The organism is Rhodopirellula europaea 6C (assembly GCF_000338295.1).
GTDB classification, from domain to species: Bacteria; Planctomycetota; Planctomycetia; order Pirellulales; family Pirellulaceae; genus Rhodopirellula; species Rhodopirellula europaea.
In genome coordinates this window covers 12,877-32,070 of the sequence record NZ_ANMO01000222.1, presented here as the reverse complement: position 1 = coordinate 32,070, position 19,194 = coordinate 12,877, and the positions used below count along the sequence as shown (strand labels likewise).

Sequence of the window (19,194 nt, the reverse complement as noted above, 5' to 3'; positions counted from 1 at the left end):
ATGCCGAACACAATTGGCTGGAAGCCTATGCCACCTGGGATTAAATGGGTTGGAGCACCGATTTGACGACTTCGCCGCGGTGCATTTTTTCAAAAGCGGTCTGCCACTGATCGATCGGCCAGATGCCTCCGATGATTGGTGCGACGTTCAGTTGTCCGCTTGTGAGCAAAGCTAAGACGCGTTCCCAAATCGGCCAGTTGTGGCTGAAGCTTCCTTGCAAGGTCACATTCTTTTGAACCAGTGGATCCAGGTTGTAGTCGAGCGGTTGTGGTCCCCAACCGACTTTGCTGATCCATCCTGCCGGTCGCACAACTTGCATGGCGATTTCCAGCGTGACGCTGGATCCGGCGGCATCGATCACGCCGTCGCATCCCATCCCATCACGCTCGTTGGCCCAGTTGGTGGGATCACCGACGATGCCGTGGCAGCCGTAGTTTTCTTCCGCGATGTTCAATCGATGTCGGTCGGATTCCAGTCCAACCAGAGCCACCTCGGCACCGCAAAGTCGGGCCATGGCGGCGCACAATATGCCGATCGTGCCGGGGCCCATCACGATGACCCGATCGCCCGGTTCAATGCGTGCGTTGCGAACGACTGCGTTGTAAGCGACGCAGCATGGTTCGGTCAGACAAGCGTGTTCAAACGCGAGCGACTTGGGAACCTTGTGCAAAATTCGCGAGGGAACGCGAACATAGCGAGTCATTGCACCGTTGACTCCGTAGCCAAACCCTTTGCGTGTTGGGTCCAAGTTGTAGAGGCCACGCCGCGTCATGGGGTTGTTGGAATCGATGATCGCAGCCGTTTCGCTGACCACGCGATCGCCCTCGTTCCAGCCCTCCACGTCGTTTCCCGTTTCCACGACGTGTCCGCCAAATTCATGGCCCAGAACCACGGGGTAGTTCACCGGCCAAGAATGATGTGCGGTCCATTGATGAAGATCGCTGCCGCAGACGCCGACGTGGGAGACTTCCAACAGGACATCTTGTGAGCCGATCTCAGGACGATCGATTTCGCGAATTTCGACGGAATTCGGTTCCGGAGCGTAGTTCACCACCGCGGCGGATTGCATGGGGTTGCCTGTTGATTGACGAAGTGAAGAAGATTCGGAACGTCTGATAATACGAGAGCAATCGCGAGGAGTTCTGGGCAACTCCATCCCTTGCTCGCGCTGCGGGTTATGACAGAGAGCTAGTTGTCGCTGTTAGCCGACTTCTTGTGCATGCACGGCATCGCAGATCATTCGCAGGGAGAATTCCAGATCACCATCGGCGGTGCGAAACGCGTCGGCATCGATCGTCAGCGGTGCTCCCAAAACCACCAAAGGTGCGCCGTACTTGGGGCATTCGATGGCTTGTTCAATCGACAAACCACCAACGGCTTGAACGGGAACCTCGACCGCTTCCACGACTTCACGCAATTGGTCGAGCGGGCTTGGCATGCGATCGCCGCGAGCCGCGATGCCTCGGCGTTCGTCGTAGCCGATGTGGTGGATGACAAAGCCACAGCCCAGGTCTTCCAATCGTTTGGCACCGGCGACCATGTCTTCGCTGACCATGTTGTCGCCCATGACTTCGCAACCAAAGTCAGCACCCGCTTTGACGACGCAGCGAATGGTTTCTTCGTGAGCCCGGGCCATCACCACGACGTGGGTCGCGCCGGCGTTGGCCATCATCTCGGCTTCGAGGTACCCGCCGTCCATCGTTTTGAGGTCGGCGACGATCGGCGTTTCGGGAAACGCGGCGCGAAGTTCACGCACGCCGTGCAAGCCTTCCGCGAGAATCAGCGGTGTGCCGGCTTCCAACCAATCCACGCCGGCGCGCATGGCAAGCTCGGCGGTTTCCAGGGCTTCATCAATGTTGGTTAGGTCCAACGAAATCTGAACGATCGGACGCATGTCGCGGCCTCGTAAGGTGGGAGGGATGGTGGGGTTCAGGCGGGAGGCCCGAATTGTATCCCATTCCGGGGTTGCTAGGTCCTCGTCCTACGAGTCCGCGTTCACCCGAGCCTGCGTCCCCTGGTCCTCCCCAAAGAATTCACCTTCAGCGACTCATTGCCCTTGTGCCGCGGCTTTGCCGATGTGTTTTTTGGGCCCCACGTTCATTCTCACAATCTCCGGAACATGATCAACTTCATCCATGGCGGAATCATATTCATAGAATTCCTTCGCGGAAAAACTCTTTCCTTCGTCATCCTGCGTGCCTCGACAATCCTGGAAAACATTCTCCACCGATTCACAGAAACCATGATGGATGTCTGTTGGATCCGGCCGATACATTTGCTTGATCGGGTTTTTCACTTGATCAAAGTGGTTGCGTTCGGCGAGTACCAAGCACTGTGAATGCAATCCGATCCCGTAGTCGTTGCGGGAGTACAAACAATTGAACACGTGAACTTTCCCGTAGCCCACACGCGGATTGCGAGTGTCGGAACCATCGAACCAGCAATGATGGATGGTCGTGTTGAGGTAACCTGAATCTTCAGGTTGGCTGGTGCCGCTGTTGATCAACATTGTTTTGTGATGCTTTGAAAAACGTGTCCAGGAAACGGTCACAAAGTCGGACTGGTGGGTGATGTCGAGCAAGCCATCGCCGCATTCCGACAGGTCGCAGTGGTCGACCCATACATGATGGGTTCGACGCAATGCGATCGCGTCTCGGGCATGCGAAATGTGGAGGTTACGAATGATAACGTTCGATACACCACTCATATTCAGCTCGATGTTCTTGAGTGATGTGGATTCGCCCAAACCGAGAAGCGTTTTGTCGGACGCGATTTTCACTTCGCCATCTCCGGTGATCGTTCCTTCGATCAAAATGGTGAGTGGTTCGGTGTGAGACGCATACTCGGCCAATTCCTTCGCGGTGCGGGCTGTCACGACATCACCATTTGTCCCTCCAGTTGTCGTTTCGACTCCGCGACCACTGACCGAGGCCCATCCGATGGGAGCGTTGTTTTCCTCGGCTGAAGCAAGGGGCGTGCAGACGAGGCCGGCGAAGACGAGCGACAGAAGTTCGGCAAGTAGTGGAATGGACGGATGGTTGTTCATGCTGAGGTTCGCCATAAAGCGGTGGAAGTTGATGGTTGTGGGCAGGTTCAATCGAGAGGCAACCAAACCGACATTTCAGAATTGCCACGGTTGGCCCAAGCGAAATAGGGAATGAGCTGCAGCGTTACAGGGACAGTCGTCGCCGAATTGAATTCACGGTACAGGTGGTCTCCCCATTCATCGTCTTCTCTTCGGTTCAAGACGCCGTCCAAGACGGTGACCCCGTCGAGAAGTTCAGGATCGAAACGCGGGTTCAGGCTCACGTCTTCCGGGACTCGAATCGCTGCTAGCGAGGTGTTGTTGGGAAGGTCGACAGATTCCAAGCAGTAAACGACGGGGCCGCGTTTGATTGCCACGTGATTGCGGGTTTCTTCCACGAGAGGATGCGATTCGATGAGACGTGCGGGCATTGCAAAGTCCGGTTCGATGACTGTGCCCGGACTCCAGACTCGTTTCAATGAAACGTAGCTGCCCGGTTCAATTTTGGCGTCGGTTGGAACACCATCAATGTTCACAGTGGCCGTCGTGGTCCAACCGGGGATTCGCAGCTTCAAACACATCGGTTGGTTCTGGCATTCTGCGATGGTGATTTCAATGCGTCCGTCCCACGGGTAGCCGGTGGTTTGTTCGATGCGAACGTGGCCACTGTCAATCAGTTTTGTGTCCAGCGTGTTGCTTCCGTACAAGTTGACCCAGACCGTGTCGTTGGATTTGCCATAGGCGTATTGGCCAACACCAGCAATTGTCCTCGCTAGGTTGGGTGGGCAACAGAACGATGTGACAAACGGTTTTCGTCCGCCGGCCCATCGCAGTGCCACCGGTGCCATGTCAGATTGTCGAAGCGGGTTAATGTAAAAGAAGTTCGTTCCGTTGAGATCAACTCCTGACAGAACAGAGTTGTAAAGTGCCAGTTCCAGCGTATCGATGTGTTTTGCTTCGCCACTGGCGAGAAACATCCGCCAGTTCCAAAGCACGTTGCCGATGTTCGCACAGGTTTCGTTGTGGGCCGTCGCATTGGGGAGTTGGTAGTTGCGGCCGAAGGCTTGATGGACGCGAGTGATTTCGCGCTGGTTTTTGGAACCATCGGGAGAGGCACCGTCATGCAAGGCACCACAACCGCCCGTGATGTACATTTTCTTGTCAACGACGTTTCGCCAGATGGTCTCCAGCGATGACCACAAGGCTTTGTCGCCGGTTTCCGCATAAAGGTCAGCAATTCCCGCGTAGAGGTAGGTGGCTCGTACGGCATGGCCGACCGCCTCGGTTTGTTGGGTGAACGGGATGCGATCTTGATTGTCGTCACCTCCGTCCATTGTCAGGTCACGCATCTCGACCAATCGTTTTGCGAGATCCAGGTAACGAGACTCGCCAGTGGTGCGATACAGATCCAACAGTCCCATGTAGTGTGACGGGCAGATCGCGTGCCCGGCTTGTTCAGGCGTTGGGTTGCGGTACGCATCGTCGAGAAAGTCAGCGGCTCGCTGGGCGATGCGAAGCAAGCTATTTTTGCCCGTCACCTGATGATGGACGCATGCCGCCGTCATCAGATGCCCCATGTTGTACATCTCAAAATTGAAGCGATCACCAAACGGTTGAACACTGTCATCACCATTTCGGTTTGCGATCAGGACGGGCGTGTGGAGGTAACCGTCGCTTCGCTGTGCCTTTTCTATGATCGTGATGATTTCATCAAGTCGTTGATCCCAGACATGGTCCTTGTCGACGGCTTGCAGCAGGCAAACTGCTTCGATCCATTTGTAGAAGTCACCGTCATTGAACGACGCGCCGCGGTACCTGCCTTCCGACAGTCCCGCGGCGATGCGGAAATGTTCCAGGTAGGGCTTGTACTGCGTTCCCCGCATGATTTCCCACATCGCTGGGATGGTCTTGCGACGACAGCTTTCCAGACGTTGAGCCCAAAAACCGTCAGTCCAGTTCACCTCTCCAATCGCGATCGGTTCAACGGAGCGGAAAGGGGGAGATGCGATCGGCTGAGCAGTGGCATTGCAAGCAAGCAGCCAGAAGCCAACATGGATTGAAAGAATTTTGCAAGCAATTCGCATGAAGCGTGGTCCGTATTCAACGGTGGTTGCGAGGTAAAACGAATGCGTCAAGAGCGTTGCTGTTAAAAACGCCTATTGAATGCTGTTGATGTACTGTTCCAACATGGTGTAGCCGTCGGCGTTCATTTGGTTGCCGTCGTTGGTGTCATTCGGGTCCATTCCATGCGCGGTTTCCCAGGCGTCGGGGATACCGTCGTGGTCCGTGTCCGGAGCCGTGGACGCGTTTTCTAGTTCTGGCCAACCACCAACGTCTTCCTGCGAATCGATGATGCCAGTGATTTCAGAGTTGCTGCCGACACGTTTCTTCGTTTTATAGACACCCTCGTAAGTCGCGGTGCCTTCACGGACTTCTTGGAGGATGCGTGAATCGATCGGATCTCGTTTCGGTAAAGAGGCTCCCGCATGCTGCAGAACAGATTCGTACGCTTCTTGAGCCGTTTGTTGGTGGATCGGCATTGCGTCCCAGGGTTCATCGAGCTGGATGTAGTTGGATCCGCGAACGCCACTCCAGTTGTTTGCTGAGACGGAAGGACTGCCCTCGATCACATTGTCGGCGACATACCAATGACCTTTGTCGTCGGGGCCTCGAGACGACGGTTCGGCCAGTTCTGCTGCCCTGGCTGGATCCGTCGCCGGGCCGGGTTTGTAGTAGTTGGCGACCATGTTGATGTTGGTGAAATTGAACTTGTCGTTCTGTCTCTTTTCGCCTCCATAGCAACTGCGATAGCCCCAGTTGTACACCACGTTATTGCGGTAATCCGTGTTGCCGCATCCGGATGCGAACCGAGGGTCGCGACTGGAATGATGTGCGATCAGGTTGTGGTGGTAGGTGCTGTGATTGGATCCCCAAATGCCGCCGAAACCGTGGTTGCTCTTGGAATGATTGGAGTCGAACAAACTCTCTGTGATCATGCACCACTGAACCGTGACGTTTTCGCAGTGGTAGATGGACATCGTTTCGTCAACGCTCCAACTAGCCGACACATGATCGAGGATCAAGTTCTTGACGTACCTGGCCGAGATCGCGTCGGCGTCTTTTCCCGATTCATCGCCGAATCGGACTCGGATGTATCGGATGATCACTTCGTCAGCACTGATCATCAGCGGGTAACCTCGGAGGCAGATTCCGTCTCCGGGGGCGGTTTGGCCAGCGATGGTGATGTTCGGGTTTTTGATTCGCAGGTCGCTGTTCAGCTTGATGGTTCCGGACACTCGAAAAACAACTGTTCGCGGGCCTTTCGCCTCCACCGCGGCCCGCAGGCTGCCCTCACCGGAATCGTTGAGGTTGGTCACTTCGAACACTTGGCCGCCGCGACCGCCCGTCGTGTACTTTCCGTATCCTTCTGCGGTCGGAAAGGCCAAAGGCTTCTGCGCGGAAACATCCGCGGTGATGAACAGGACGCCAACGATGGCGATCACATTGAGGAAAGGACGAGTCATGGATGGGGACTTGGTGAAGTGTGGGGAGGTGGCAGTTTTCGATAGAAAAGGTCTCTGTCGTTTTTCGCGACGAGTAAACAGAGGCTTCGTCATTTGACTTGGATGAGGACGCGTTGGTAGCGAGTCAATGCGGGCGTCCCATTGTCGGTGACTTCACAGATCAGATGAATGGTTTCGCCTTGCCGAGCCGACTTGGGCACGCTGAACGAGGCGTCTTGTTGGGCGGCATCACGGATCTGGATGGTGTGTGGGAAAGTGCCCGCTTCTTGGTAGTGCCACCAACGGTAGCTCAGTTGATCTCCGTCGGGATCACTCGATCCATGTGCACTCAAACTCACTTCCTTGCCGGCTTGAACCTGCAAGTCGAGTGGCGTTGCAAGCTTTACAATGGGTGGATGATTGGCCTCGGCGAATGACTTGATGCACCAATCTGCTCGGGCGGCGAAGTCATTTTGCATCGCTTCCATCCATCGCCAAATGGGTTTGACGTACAGCGTCAGCTCCGCATCGTTTGGCCTGTTTTCGCGAAGCCGCGAACGTCCCCAGGCGGAGTCTCCGTACCAACGGCCATCGGGATAGCTGTAAGTCGAGTCCGCGACTGGATCCAACCAAGTGTTCTCGCGGACTTTGACGTACCGGCCGCCCCAACCGCCCCAGCCCGGTGATTCCATGCTCCGCAGTCCAACCGGAATCGTATGCAGGAAGGCGGGCGAATCACCTTCGGATCGAAAATCACCTGCGTCAAAACCTTTGTCGTCTCCCTTGTGGGCTGGGTACAGTGCGCACAAAGGGCCGTGGTCTTCCAAGATGTTGGGACGCATCCACGACCCGGCAAGGAAGGATTGCTGCTCAGCGGGGAGGTATTTCTTCCAGTGGTAGAAGATCGCAATGAACTGATCGGAGATGATCGTTGGAATGTTATGCTTGCCCCAGCGTGGTCGAATGTAGGACTGGTAAGTGGAGTCCTGTTCCCAGATGAAAAAGAACCGCATCTTGTTTGCCACGGATTCAACTTGGTCCGGATGCTCCGACTCGATTGTCTGCAGGGCGCGAGCGATGGTGTTTGTGCCACCCCAGGCTTGAATCCAAATTGGTCGGTCGTCGGTTTCATCCAACAAGACCTTGACGATGTGTTGCGATCCGGGGGTGATTTCATCCATCTCACCTTCCGTTCGAACGTTCCCGAGCAGCGTGCGTGACTGAAGGAATTCAATGGTTGGATACTCCGGGTCATGCTGGACAAGGTTTTGATAGACCTTGGAGTAGGCCGTCAAGTATGGTTGGACCCAATCGTCGCCAGGCCATCGATGTCCATGAGCGTGGTACTGGGAACTCGATGTGATGATCCCTTCGATGTCCCATTCATTGGCGTACAAGAGGAATCGCACCAGCGAACACTGGTCATCGATCTCGCCATCACTGGTGACTAGCACGCGTGGTTTTTTCTTCGCGGCAGGATTGACGGATGGATCGCGAAAGGCTTCCGAGGATTGATTCTTGGCGGGGACAGCGTTCGTGTCTGCAGACCGCGAGTTTTCATCGCTCCCGAGTTGGTTGTCGGAACCGGCCGTGTTCACTGGACGGTAAGCCGCGATCGCGAAAATCAACACAGTGAAGAGGTAGACGAGAGCTGCTTTTCGAGAAGGTTCAATCATGAGGGCGTTTGAAAACAAGTTTGCTGTTTACGAAATCTGCGGACAGACACGAGCCTGCGGGCAATTGCCGCGACTAACGACCAAATGCTCACACCACGTCTGCTTTGCAAAGAAGTCGTTTAGGCATCACTCGCAATTTGACGAACCGCTCGTACCACTTCATTGCATGTGATGGGATTAGACTAAGCTTCGTTCTTCCGAGGATCTTCTCGTTTGCAGCAAATAAGTCACGGAATTCTAAGGTCGATGAAGCAGTTTGATACGACTCGCCCCGAATTCGCTCCGTACGGTTTCACATGTGAGAGGTGGACGCCCGTGGCGATGCCGCGTGCCGATCGTCACAGCGAGATCGAGTTGAATTTCCTTGCGTCTGGGTCTTTGACCTATTTGGTGGGTGGACACAGGGACACCATTCATCCGGGGCAGATGGGATTGTTTTGGGCAGCCATTCCTCATCAGATCGTTGAGTTTGATGGGGACGATCCTTACTTCGTCGTGACGTTGCCGCTGAACGAATTCATGCGATCCGGAGTCGATGCTGACATTGTGAACCGAACACTGCAGGGAGAAGTGTTGGTCAGTTCTGTTCAGGACGAAAGAGATTTGGCGTCCTTTCAGAGATGGGAGTCCGATTTGGCTAGTCGTGATCCCGCGCTCGCACGTGCCGCACAGCTCGAGATCCAAGCTCGTCTGCTCCGGTTTGCGCACAACAAGTCCATTGGTGGAACGGCCGAGCCCGTGGACGATTTGTCCACCGCCGATCAATTGGCGTGCTACATCGCTCGCCATTTTTATCAGCCACTAACGTCTGCGTCGATCGCGAAGGCGGTCGATCTGCATCCAAACTATGCCATGTGTTTGTTTCGGAAGACGTTTGGTATCTCGATCACCAGCTTCATCACTCAGCATCGCTTGTCGGAGGCTCAGCGGTTGCTTGTAACGACCAATCGATCAGTGCTCGATGTTAGCTTGGCATCAGGGTTTCAGAGTCTAAGCCGGTTCAATGAAGTGTTCCGAAAGGTTTGCGGTTGCTCCCCCAGGAAGTTTCGGGCTAACCACCGCGTCACTTGATGAGGTGCCTGCGGCGACCTCGCAACCAGACGTTTGTTTTGTGACCACAGGCCCAAGCGAGTCAAAAGCTCACGGTGAGATCGGTTGACCAGTCGCGTCGAGCAATGGTGGTTCGTCGACTCCAGCCATCGCCTCGGTGATGCGTGGTTGGAGTCGCTTCATTGCGGCTCGATCTTGCTCGGTGGCATGTTCCAGATCGACGGCGATTTCTTCGAGCGGGCGATCTGTTAAACGAAACAGGCGGCCATCGCGAAAGTACTTGTGGGTTCGATTGAGTGCGAACACTTCGCGGCTGAACTGCGATTTGTCTTCGCCGGGACGAGGGTCGTACCAAAAGAACAGGGACTCTTTTTCCTGTCCCTGTTTGCCAAACAATTCCGGGGCGAAGCTGATTCCGTCCATCGTTGGATCCTCCACCACTTTGCCGCCCGCCAATTCAATCAACGTCGGATAGAAATCCGAAGCATCGATCAGCTTGTCACTCACGGCGGGCTGGATGTGGCCGGGCCATGAAACGATCAACGGTACGTGAATGCCGGTTTGCTTGGTCAGGCCCTTGCCACCTTGGATGGACCGACCGTCGGCGAGCTTAGAGACCACTTGCAGGTGCGTCCCGTTGTCGCCGTAGAAAATGACAATCGTGTTCTCTCGCAAACCGTTGGACTGCAGGCCGTTGATCAAGTTCCCAACCGCAACGTCCATGTACTCGACCATGTCCTCGAAGTACTTCAGTTGCTCAACGACCGGTTGGGACGGATCCCAGTCGTCGCTGATTGGTGTCGGGACGAACGGCCAGTGAGGCAGAGCCATCGGGTAGTAAACAAAGGCGGGTTCGTCGCGGTCCTGTTTGAGGAAGTCGATCGTTTTCTCGACCCAGATGTCTTCGCCAAATTGACCCGCATAAGTTTTCAGCGTACCGACCTGCCCTGCTTCGCCTTCCAGCATCGTTGGGTTGGCGTAGCGCGAGCCTTTGTCTTCGGTGTGCAAGGCATGGAACAACGCGTACTGGTCAAAGCCCGCGTCCTTGGGATGCATGCCTGTTCCGCGGCGTTCATCGGCGCCGGGATACCCGGGCGGGTCGTACGATTGCAATTGCCACTTGCCAAAGATCGCTGTCGCGTAACCCTCTTCCTTTATTCGGTGGCCAAAGGTTTTTACGTTTGGATCGAGGATTCCAAACGTCTTCCAGTTGCGATGGTTGTACTTGCCCGACATCAGCTGAACCCGGGTCGGTGTGCACAACGGTTGCGAGTACGCGTGGGTGAACCGCACGCCATCGCTGGCCAATTGATCCAGTGCAGGCGTTTCGTAAGAGACTCCGCCGTAGCACCCCAGACCTTCGATACCAATGTCGTCCGCCATGATCAGAACGATGTTGGGCCGCGAATCGTTGGCGGATGAAACGGTCAGCGGCAGACACGCGAGCAGAAGCAGAAGAAAACGCATTCGATCGTTCGTTTAGAGTTGCGGGGCGAAGGTGCGGCTCAGAGGATAATCAACGTTTGATCGGCGGAGGTGGAAGCTGCAGCGTTTGAGCGTTCGGAATCAGCGAATGTTGGTAGTGCTTCAATAGACTATGAACGGATTGAAACTCAGGACGTCCGGCCAAGGATGCATACTGTGGGTCAGCCGCGACTTGATCGTATTTCGCAACCGCGGCTGCCAACGCGTTGGGGTCAGGCATTTCGTTTGGGTTGGCTGACAGCGGTAGTGCCAAGTGAGCTGTCCATTGCGGATCCAGCAACTTGAAGAGCTCAGGAGCGATTTGCAGCAATTGATCCTGCAGCACCGCGGGGCGATCGCTCCGGTATTGTTGAGCGAACTGTGATTGGGGTTCGGGCGGTGTGACCTGCACTTGTTGCCCGGCGTAGCGAGCGATGGCCTGAGTCAGCTGGGCCGCCGAGGTGGGGATTACAACCGGTTGGCCGGGTGCGGGGCTTTGATAGTACATGCCCGTCGCGACTTGATCGACTCGAAGGACGGTCCCGTCAATGGAGACTCCCGCGAATAACCCACGACTTCGAGAATAGGTGTAGATCTCAGCTTGCAGTTGACCATCGGTGGCCACTGCGGCTTGGCGTCCGACTGGCCCGGCTGCTGCGGAGGCATCACCACCCAAGGTCAATTTGCCGGACAAGATGCCTTGAACACTTCGAGCGGTCTTGAAAACCAAGATGATGTCCGAGGCTTGCACGCCGACTTGCCAACCGACGTTGCCTCCGGTCAAGGTGATGAACACGGGAGCGTGCCAAGTGCCGTCGGGATCGCGGATGAACAGCAATCCTTTGCCGTGCCGAGCACCGACGATGAAGCTGCCTTTGATCACGTTGGGGACGATCGCGACCCCATGACAATCCTGCAACATTTGTGCTGGGATTTGGCTCAATGGCGTGGACATGGTTTCGTTCAGTACCGCGGTCGCGGCCTGGACCGTTTGTTCTTCGTTGATCTGCGCGGTCGCGGGCTGCGTCCATCCAATCAGCATCAGTGCGATCGTTATTAAGATTCGGCGCGTGAAACGAAATTGCGGTTGGGTAGAAGACTCCATCGTGCACATTCCTTTGGTGAGATCGTTTTCAGTCGAGAACGTTTGATCGGGGGAGTGAATTGCGACCGCGACCATTTGCCATCGCATTGCAATCCCGTGGCGATTCCCATGCCATTGTGGAGCCGAATGCACATTCCGGCTACTCCATCCGCCCTGCCCTGCCCCGCGATTGAGAAAGAATGCCTTCCATGAAGGAGACCGAAGTTCATCGAGTGATGCAGACACTTGGCAGCGAAAACGAGTCGAACGGATTGGGAAAAGCCCGATGGTCGGTTGGATTGCTGCTCTCAAAGTGCGAAGATTGAAATTGATACCGGCGCGTATCGCTAGGCAAAATTGTGTTGGCATGGCCAACTCGGCTCTGCAATCACGCGAATCCACTTGAAGACTTGGGAAATCGAAGCATGTCTGATTTAGAACCGAAGGACGCGATGCGGAACGTGCTGTCGGATGTGGCGTCGCTTTGGTGGTTGCCGCTGATCCGAGGTTTGTTGCTGTTGGTTCTGGGCATCTACGCGTTGTTTCAACCCGGGATGACGTTGGCAACGTTTGCCCAAGTCGCCGGATTCTTCTTGGCTTTTGATGGTGTGATGGCGATCATCGCGGGAGTGGTCGGTGACACTCCGTCGCGAACGGGAACGATTGTTCGAGGTGTGATCGAATTTTTGGCTGGCATATTCGTGTTTGCTAATCCGATGTTGGTCGCTGGGTTGACCGCGACGATTGTGATCAGCGTCATTGGTGCGATGGTGGTCGTTTCGGGTGTGGTTGAGATCGCGGCTGCGATTCAAGATCGTCGACACATCCAAGGCGAAGGCTGGTTGATCTTGGCTGGCGTGCTTTCTGTTTTGATCGGCATCGCCCTGTTGGCCGCGCCGATGGGATTTGGGCTGACGCTGGTCAGGATTTTGGGAGCACTTGCGATCATCTCCAGCATCGCAATGATCGCGTTCGCATTCCGGTTGAAATCATTGGGAAGCCGAATCAACCGGGTGTGACCATCGTTTGATTCGGAGGTGCTGTCCCTGCAAAGCCGCACTGCCCTGCCCTGCTCCATGTCGCTGTCCCACATTGGGAGCTTCAGGGCGATTATGTTGGTCAGCCGCCTCTTTGTTCAGCGAAGAAGCTGGATTGATCCGCAACAGGATCCGTCTCCTTCCCTCCCCTGCCCCGCATCAGAAAGTCATTCCAAATGAAGATTCGATGGTTCATTTTCGTCGCTGTGTTGCCTTGGTTTATCGTCCCGGTTGAGGCTCAAGAGAAGGTTGCCGACTCGATCGGCAATTTGGATCCTGAGATGGCGACCGGCCGAACGGTCGAGGACGGCGTCGCGTGGTACGACGTCGCGGAGCAGAACATCGAAGGAAGGATCTTGCCCGACCAAGAACGTGCGAGATGGTTTGATCGATTCCCGGCGTCCGCCAACGGTTCGGTGACTTCAAACGTTTGGAACCTGAGTCGTCACTCTGCGGGAATGATGGTTCGATTCAAAACAGATGCCACCTCCATTCACGCGCACTACAAATTGCTGAACAAGAATCTGGCGATGCCGCACATGCCTGCGACCGGAGTCAGCGGGGTCGATTTTTATGCCCGCGACGGTGAAGGCAACTGGCGATGGGTGCAGGTCACTCGCCCGACATCACAAGAAGTCAAAACAAAGGTCATTGATTCATTGGCACCGGGGATGCGTGAGTACGCCGCTTACCTTCCGCTTTACAATGGCATCGAGTCGTTGAAGATTGGTGTTTCGCCGGACAGCAAATTCGAACAGTTGCCGACACGTGAGAAGCCGATCGTGTTCTACGGAACCAGCATCACACACGGAGCTTGTGCTAGCCGTCCTGGTATGGTCCACACCGCGATTTTGGGACGTCGTTTCGATCAGCCGGTCGTGAACCTGGGCTTTTCTGGCAATGGAAAGATGCATGCTGAAGTCGGAGAGTTCTTGGTCCAAGTCGACGCAGCGGTCTACGTCATCGATTGCCTGCCCAACATGAATGCGGCGATGGTGACCGAAAGGTGCATTCCGTTGGTCAAGCAACTTCGTGCCGCGAAACCGGACACGCCGATTGTTTTGGTGGAAGATCGCCGGAACACAAACAGTTGGATCTTGCCCGCACGTGATGCTCATCACACTGCGAATCATGAGGCTCTGCAGGCGGCGTACAAGTCGCTGCTTGCCGACGGCGTGACGGGGCTGCACTACATCGCTGGCGATGAACTTTATGGAACCGATGGCGACGGAGCGACCGATGGTTCTCACGCCAGCGACCTTGGTTTCATGCGTCAGGCCGACGTGTTTGATCCCGTGCTTCGCAAAGCAATCGGCGTGCAGTGAACGACGGAGCAGAGGACGATTCCGATGGGGATCGCGGGACCGATTGGGTGTTTGGTCAGTCCATCGACACGACTCACTCACGTCGTGGTGACGAGGATCTGCAGACAATCGATTGATGCGAAACGGTTGTCGGAAGCGAAGAGAAATCCCGTGTGAGATGTATAGAGGCTCAGTGGTGATGGGGCCGCGGGAGTCTCCCCTGAACCGACTGGGATCTATACGTTTGGATTGATTGAAAACTCGTTTTCACGCGTTGAGGACCGGCGCGAGAATCTCGGAATCGGTGTAGACTGGCGGGCCGCTGAAGGCTCGATGTTTGACGTATAGGATCTCTGAAGGGCGTTGCCGACGCCGCAGAGGGCTTCGTGTCGACTCGAGGCATCTTCGTTGATGTTCGCGTTTTCTTGCGAAAGCGAACGTTTACCCGCCTCTCTCCTGCTGGATTCTCGTGCACCGATTCCTTGTTGCTCTGATCGCTTGTTACATCACCTCGTCCGTGATGGCTCAGTCCCCTCCGAACATCGTTCTGATCATCGCGGATGACATGAACTGGGACGATTGCGGGGCCTATGGTCATCCGGCGATTCGCACTCCCAATATCGATCGTCTGGCAGCGGAAGGCATGCGTTTCGAACACGCTTACCTGACCACGAATTCCTGCAGCCCATCCCGTGCGAGCATCATCACAGGCAAGTATCCCCACAACACGGGCGCGGAACAGTTGCACTGGCCGTTGCCGGAATCAAGCGACACATTCGTGGGGCGATTGCAGTCAGCGGGCTATTACACCGCCGCGGCTGGCAAATGGCACATGGGAGACGCTGTTCGCGATCACTTCGACAAAATCTACGAAGCCTCGACGGCCGGTTTTGTGCTCCCCAGTGGAAAAGACGGACAACCTGCCAAGATGATCGCGGCGCAGCCCAGTGGTTGCGAAGATTGGGAACGAGCTTGCGAGGAACGTCCCAAGGATCAACCGTTTTTCCTGTGGTTGGCCGCTCTGGACCCGCACCGCGAATACAACGACGGTGCCCTGGATCCACCTCACACACACGACGACGTGATCGTTCCTCCGCACCTTCCAGACGTTCCTGATGTCCGCGAAGACCTGCGTCTTTACTATGACGAGATTGGGCGTCTCGATTCCTACGTCGGCAAGGTGATGCGAAAACTGGCCGAACAGGGCGTCGCTGACAACACGGTCGTTCTCTTCATCAGCGACAATGGCCGTCCGTTCCCTCGTGACAAGACATCGCTCTACGATGGTGGAATCCGAACCCCGTGGATCGTTCGTTATCCCGACCAAGTCAAGGCGGGCCAGACGACGAAGGCTTTGGTCAGCGCGGTTGACATTGGTGCCACGTTCTTGGAATTGGCTGGCGTGGAAGGCAGCGAAGCATTCTCCGCTTCGAGCAAAAGCTTTATTCCGGTTTTGAAAGACAGCACGCAATCGCATCGCGAATTCGCTTTTGCGGAAGATCACTGGCACGACTACGAGGACCATGCTCGCGCCGTGGCGACCCAGCAATACAAGTTGATTCGCAATGACTACGTCGACCTTCCTCCAACACCATCCGCTGACGCGGGACGGGGCCTGACTTGGCAAGCCATGCTGCGTTTGTATGACGCGGGAGAACTCACGCCCGAACAATCGGCTTGTTTCACTTCACCTCGTGCAAAGTGGGAACTTTATGATCTGCAACGCGACCCCGGCGAACTGCACAATCGCTTCGAGGACCCGGCCTATCACTCGGTACGCACGCGATTGCAAACCGCACTCACTGATTGGACGAAGCGAACGGGTGACTACTTGCCAAGTCGACGAACACCCGATGAGTTTGACCGTGTGACGGGCGAGCCAGATCACTCGGTCCGTGTCCGTCCACGTCCATCCAAGAAAGAGATGTTCGGGACAAACGGCGCCTATTGAGCCCATTCGATTGACGGATGCTTTTTATCTACCTTTCCCAACCTACTCTTCAGTTGCCTTCATGAAATTCGTGCTTTCTCTGCTTTTGGTTTTCGCCATTGGTGTTGTGGATGCTGCTTCCGCTTTCGCGGACGACCGTCCCAATGTGCTTTGGATCACGATCGAAGATTGGTCCCCCGATTTGTCGTGTTACGGCACAAAGGGGATCCATACACCCAATGTCGACAAACTGGCATCCGAAGGGATTCGGTACGAACGAGCCTTCACGACTTCGCCGGTCTGTTCGACTTCGCGTTCAGCGATGATGACGGGGTTCCACCAGAATTTCATTGGTGCCAATCAACATCGCGAATATGACAAGCAACCGTTGCCGCACGGGATTCGGCCAATCCCGCATCTGTTTGCCGATGCGGGCTACTTCACCGCATTGATGAGCTACAAAACGGACTGCAATTTCTTGCCAGACCAGAAGGATGAACTGTTTGATGGCACCGATTGGAACCAACGAACCGACGGGCAGCCGTTCTTTGCTCGGATCACGTTCGGTGGCACTCACCGGCAATGGAAACGCGACCCGCAACGACCCATCGCGATCGAAGATGTTGAGTTGCCGCCCCACTATCCCGACACGCCCTTTGTCAGACGTGATTGGGCCAACGGATTGGAGCAGATGCAATTGGTTGACCGTGAGGTCGGCGAGATACTGAAACGACTCAGCGAGGAAGGTCTCGCCGACAACACGATTGTGTTCTTCATAGGAGACCATGGTCGGTGTCACATTCGCGGCAAGCAGTTCCTCTACGACGGTGGGATTCGTATTCCCATGATCATGCGTTGGCCGGGCAAGGTTTCGCCAGGTGAAGTCAGCGATGACATGGTGATGTCGATCGACATCTGCGCGACGATTTTGGAAGCTGCTGGGATCGATGCCCCCGTGCCTCTGCATGGAAAGAATCTGTTGAGCGAAGAGGTTCGGAATCGTCAGTATGTCTTTGCCTCGCGAGACAAAATGGACGAAACGCATGATGCGATGCGAGCGATCCGGTCAGCGGACTTCAAGCTGATTCACAACTTGATGCCTGAGCGAGCGTACTGCCAATACAACCAGTACAAGGAAGGGGCTTACCCAGTGCTAGCTGAAATGAACGTCATGCACATGCGTGGCGAACTCACACCCGAACAAGCGGCTTTCTTTGCTCCGACGAAACCGGAGTTGGAACTGTACGATCTGCGAACGGATCCGCATGAAGTCCACAATGTCGCCGACGATCCCAAGTACGCCAATGTTCGAGAAAAAATGCTACGGGAACTCGAGCAATGGCGTCGTGAAGTGATTCAAGACGAGGGTGTGAGCGACGAGTTTCGCGCGTTGGACGTCTATCCGGAAACGCTGCCTGCGGGTTCTGTCGATGAGTGGGTTCACGCGAATGCGGACAAGTACGACTACGAGAAATTCGGATGGCCAAGTTGGTATCCGACTCGAACGTTGGAACAGTGGGAATCGGCTCGCAAGGCCTGGGAACCCTGGGTTTTTCGTGACGTGAATTCGAAGATGCAACGGCCGGGCGTGACCATCCGTTCGCAGCAACGAAATCTGAAGAAGAAAAAGAAGTGACACTCTCGCGGGGCGAATCATTTGTTGATTCGCTCCTTCGATGAGTGACGCATTTCAAACCCACTGTCCCATTCCGTCACGATTGATCGTTCATGAGCTTTCCCCAAGCCTCCCAGTCACGCCGAGATCTTTTGAAGACCGCCGGATTTGTCACGGCGGCTACTCTGACTCCGTGGGCCATGCCTGCTCGGCAATCACTCGCGAAATCACCGAACGAACGCAAACGGTTTGCGTTGATCGGCGTCGGCGGAAATGGGACACGGACTTCGCCCGTTGGAAAAGAATTCGCGGACTTGGTCGCGCTGTGTGATGTCGACGAAGATCATCTGAAGCATGGCAACGAATTGCTGTGTGATGGCAAAGCCGAATTGTTTCGTGACTACCGCGAAGTGCTTTCTCGCGATGACATTGACTTGGTTCAGATTTCAACGCCCGATCACTGGCACGCAAAAATTCTGATTGAGGCGATGTTGGCGGGCAAAGATGCGTACTGTGAAAAACCGCTGACGTTGACGATCGACGAAGGAAAGTTGGTCCGGAAGGTTCAACAGCAAACCGGACGTGTCGTTCAAGTCGGAACGCAGCAACGCAGCAGTTTCGACAAGTTCAATCGTGCTCTGGCAATCATCGCGGAAGGTCGCCTGGGCAAACTTAAGCGCTTGGTCGTTGGAATCGACGCGGGGGGATGGAGTCCCGAGATTCCCGTCGCCGGCGTGCCCAAAGGATTGGACTGGGATCGTTGGCTGGGGCCGGGGCCTAAAATGGAATATCGCTATGCGAAGGACGCCAAGCGAGCGGACAAGAACTACACCAATGGGCACACTCACTTCCGTTGGTGGTACGAACACTCCGGAGGCAAACTGACCGACTGGGGAGCCCACCACGTTGACATCGCGATGCTGGGGATCGCCGCGGCGGGGCAGAACAATGACCCCGTTTTAGTTGACGGAACCGCGAAACATGATGTGGAGTTTCGCGACGGAATGCCGCTGCAGAACAATCGCTACAACACCGCACGAGCGTTTGATCTTCGCGTCGTTTTCGCGGATGGCGATGTCGAGATGAACATTCGCCATGACGTCGACAATGGGATTTTGTTTGAAGGCGAACGAGGCCGGATCTTTGTCAATCGTGGCAAGCTGGTTGGCAAACCCGTTGAAGACTTGGAATCGAACCCGCTAGCCGAAGATGCGATTTCGAAGATTTATTGCGGGATGCCCATGGAAGGCAATGACCGCCCTGCACACTGGGCGAACTTCATGCATGCGATTGACAATCGAGTGCTGCCGATTTCCGACGTGCATTCCCACATGAAGATGCTCAACGTGTGTCACTTGGCCGGCATCTGTTGTCGGTTTGGACGCAAAGTCGAGTGGGATCAAGCGACAGAAAGTGTCGTTGGCGATGAACAGGCCGCTGCGATGATGAAACGACCCTATCGGTCTGGTTATGAGATCGACATGTGAGGCGTTTGCGTTACCCGCA

14 protein-coding genes are annotated in these 19,194 nt (G+C 55.4%); 6 read left to right on the top strand and 8 right to left on the bottom strand.

Annotated features, from left to right (window positions below; all coding sequences use genetic code 11):
• Nucleotides 1-40: 40 nt before the first annotated feature.
• The 6 genes from RE6C_RS23970 to RE6C_RS23945 form a co-directional block, all read right to left on the bottom strand.
• Nucleotides 41-1,069 carry a zinc-binding dehydrogenase gene (locus RE6C_RS23970; protein WP_008660764.1) on the bottom strand — a complete coding sequence of 343 codons (1,029 nt, stop codon included), beginning with the start codon at nt 1,067-1,069 and terminating at the stop codon, nt 41-43.
• Between the two features lie 132 nt (nt 1,070-1,201).
• Nucleotides 1,202-1,894 (bottom strand): orotidine 5'-phosphate decarboxylase / HUMPS family protein, encoded by a 693-nt coding sequence (locus RE6C_RS23965; protein ID WP_008660763.1) that lies wholly within the window; start codon nt 1,892-1,894, stop codon nt 1,202-1,204.
• A 153-nt stretch (nt 1,895-2,047) separates the two neighbouring features.
• Entirely contained in the window at nt 2,048-3,046 is a 999-nt protein-coding gene (locus tag RE6C_RS23960) for a pectate lyase family protein (protein WP_236618477.1), read from the bottom strand.
• A 47-nt stretch (nt 3,047-3,093) separates the two neighbouring features.
• Complete coding sequence (locus RE6C_RS23955) at nt 3,094-4,986, bottom strand: glycoside hydrolase family 127 protein (protein WP_236618476.1); 1,893 nt, start codon at nt 4,984-4,986, stop codon at nt 3,094-3,096.
• Nucleotides 4,987-5,181: 195 nt separating this feature from the next.
• The gene (locus tag RE6C_RS23950; RefSeq protein WP_008660758.1) at nt 5,182-6,549 is read right to left on the bottom strand and encodes a pectate lyase; all 1,368 of its coding nucleotides are present in this window, start codon (nt 6,547-6,549) and stop codon (nt 5,182-5,184) included.
• A gap of 89 nt (nt 6,550-6,638) precedes the next feature.
• Nucleotides 6,639-8,204, bottom strand: coding sequence for a DUF1593 domain-containing protein (locus RE6C_RS23945; protein WP_008660757.1), 1,566 nt, complete (start codon nt 8,202-8,204; stop codon nt 6,639-6,641).
• Nucleotides 8,205-8,450: 246 nt separating this feature from the next.
• Here RE6C_RS23945 and RE6C_RS23940 point away from each other — a divergent pair, with 246 nt between their 5' ends.
• Complete coding sequence (locus RE6C_RS23940) at nt 8,451-9,275, top strand: helix-turn-helix domain-containing protein (protein ID WP_039963240.1); 825 nt, start codon at nt 8,451-8,453, stop codon at nt 9,273-9,275.
• 69 nt (nt 9,276-9,344) lie between these two features.
• Here RE6C_RS23940 and RE6C_RS23935 read toward each other — a convergent pair whose 3' ends face one another.
• Nucleotides 9,345-10,721, bottom strand: a complete 1,377-nt coding sequence (locus tag RE6C_RS23935) for a sulfatase family protein (RefSeq protein ID WP_008660755.1) — start codon at nt 10,719-10,721, stop codon at nt 9,345-9,347.
• Between the two features lie 49 nt (nt 10,722-10,770).
• On the bottom strand, nt 10,771-11,910 hold the full coding sequence (locus RE6C_RS23930; protein WP_008660754.1) for a lipid-binding SYLF domain-containing protein: 1,140 nt from the start codon (nt 11,908-11,910) through the stop codon (nt 10,771-10,773).
• 317 nt (nt 11,911-12,227) lie between these two features.
• Here RE6C_RS23930 and RE6C_RS23925 point away from each other — a divergent pair, with 317 nt between their 5' ends.
• The 5 genes from RE6C_RS23925 to RE6C_RS23905 all read left to right on the top strand — a co-directional run bounded on the left by RE6C_RS23925 (nt 12,228) and on the right by RE6C_RS23905 (nt 19,175).
• A complete protein-coding gene (locus tag RE6C_RS23925) occupies nt 12,228-12,821 on the top strand; it encodes an HdeD family acid-resistance protein (protein ID WP_039963250.1) in 594 nt (197 codons plus the stop codon).
• Nucleotides 12,822-13,015: 194 nt separating this feature from the next.
• Nucleotides 13,016-14,164 carry an SGNH/GDSL hydrolase family protein gene (locus RE6C_RS23920; protein ID WP_008660750.1) on the top strand — a complete coding sequence of 383 codons (1,149 nt, stop codon included), beginning with the start codon at nt 13,016-13,018 and terminating at the stop codon, nt 14,162-14,164.
• A 448-nt stretch (nt 14,165-14,612) separates the two neighbouring features.
• On the top strand, nt 14,613-16,094 hold the full coding sequence (locus tag RE6C_RS23915) for a sulfatase family protein (protein WP_008660749.1): 1,482 nt from the start codon (nt 14,613-14,615) through the stop codon (nt 16,092-16,094).
• 61 nt (nt 16,095-16,155) lie between these two features.
• A complete protein-coding gene (locus RE6C_RS23910) occupies nt 16,156-17,709 on the top strand; it encodes a sulfatase family protein (RefSeq protein WP_008660748.1) in 1,554 nt (517 codons plus the stop codon).
• 92 nt (nt 17,710-17,801) lie between these two features.
• Nucleotides 17,802-19,175 (top strand): Gfo/Idh/MocA family protein, encoded by a 1,374-nt coding sequence (locus tag RE6C_RS23905; RefSeq protein ID WP_008660747.1) that lies wholly within the window; start codon nt 17,802-17,804, stop codon nt 19,173-19,175.
• The last annotated feature ends 19 nt before the right edge of the window (nt 19,176-19,194 follow it).